This is a genomic window from Streptomyces sp. NPDC005574 (genome assembly GCF_040605435.1).
In the GTDB taxonomy this organism is placed as follows: Bacteria; Actinomycetota; Actinomycetes; order Streptomycetales; family Streptomycetaceae; genus Streptomyces.
Map to the genome: position 1 here is coordinate 1 of NZ_JBEXCW010000339.1, position 1,251 is coordinate 1,251.

2 protein-coding genes and 1 pseudogene are annotated in these 1,251 nt (G+C 69.2%); all 3 read right to left on the reverse strand.

Features of this window, described 5'->3' with window-relative positions; translation table 11 throughout:
• Positions 1 to 435, reverse strand: a pseudogene (locus ABZT03_RS44600) (transposase); the annotation flags it as partial.
• Between the two features lie 113 nt (positions 436 to 548).
• The gene (locus tag ABZT03_RS44605) at positions 549 to 761 is read right to left on the reverse strand and encodes a hypothetical protein (RefSeq protein WP_356050075.1); all 213 of its coding nucleotides are present in this window, start codon (positions 759 to 761) and stop codon (positions 549 to 551) included.
• A 29-nt stretch (positions 762 to 790) separates the two neighbouring features.
• Positions 791 to 1,251: integrase core domain-containing protein (locus ABZT03_RS44610; protein WP_356050076.1), on the reverse strand; the 461-nt coding region annotated here is incomplete at its 5' end.

Below are 1,251 nucleotides of genomic sequence, written 5' to 3' on the forward strand. Positions count from 1 at the left end.
GTCGGTCTCCCACACCTTGTTACGCCAGCCCCGCGGCCGGGCCAGGAACACATCATGCTGGCGCGCCGCCCGCTCCCCTCCCGCGAGCCCGGCCCACTCCCCCGGCGTCAGATCCCGGCGGATCGCACGGTGCAGCGTCGGAATCGACGGAGGCGGCTCTGCCTCACCTTTGACCGCGCGAGCGGTCAGCTCACGATGGACTGCCGCGACGTTGCCCTTCCACAAGGCCAGCAGGCGGCGCACCTCCGGGGTGATGGTGAAGCGGTCCCTGCTCTGGGCCCGTGCCCCGGGCTCCGCGGCCGCGGATTCGTCACGCTCGGCGGCGGCCAGCCACCGCCACACCGTGCGCTCGGTCACCTCCAACGAGTCGGCCATCAGCCGTACATGACGAGAGGTCAACTTCTGTTCCTGCCGCAGGGCGAGCAGCCGGCGCACGGCAGGACCGCGCAGCGCCGACAGAGAGGAAGAAGGCAGGCCTCCCCGCGCGTCCGCGCCGTCCCCGTGCACGCCGGAGCGGGAAGCGCCCTCTCCCGGCTCGGAAGCGCCGGTCACAGCGGCCCGATCAGCCGTGCGCAGGCCCGCTCCAGCATCCGGCGGTCCACTACCGCACGGCTCTTGCCGTAGATCTCGGCGGTCAGGTGCGAGGTGAGCTTCGCCCAGGTCCGGAAATTGCCGTGGCCTACATGCTCGTCCACCCACACGACGTCGTCCTCGGCCACCTCCTCCCACAGCGAGTGGAAGGCTCCCATCGCCGCTGCCATGTCAAGCCCCGGGTTTGGTGGACGGTGGGTTAGCTGGTTTCCAGGACGGTTTCTGGTGCTGGGGTTGCTGCGTGGAGTGCCTCGTACTCGGCGGGTGGGAGGTGTCCGAGTTCGCCGTGGAGGCGGCGCTGGTTGAACCAGTCGATGTACTCGGCGACGGCGATCTCGACGTCGTTGATGCCGGTCCATGGGCCCTTGTTGCGGATCAGCTCGGCCTTGAACAGGCTGTTGAATGCCTCGGCGAGGGCGTTGTCGTAACTGTCTCCCTTGGAGCCGACGGAGGCGACTGCGGCTTCCTGTTCCAGGCGTTCGGTGTAGCGCAGAGCGCGGTATTGGACTCCGCGGTCCGAGTGGTGGGTGAGGCCGGTGAGGTCGGTGCCGGTGTGCCGGCGGCGCCAGATCGCCATCTCGAGGGCGTCGAGGGCGAGGTCGGTGTAGAGGCTGGTGGCGACCTGCCAGCCGACGACCATGCGGGAGAAGACGTCGATGA

Bases quoted from the DNA above. Each gene is read 5' to 3' on its own strand.
- ABZT03_RS44605 (WP_356050075.1), bottom strand. From the start codon at position 761: ATGGCAGCGGCGATGGGAGCCTTCCACTCGCTGTGGGAGGAGGTGGCC.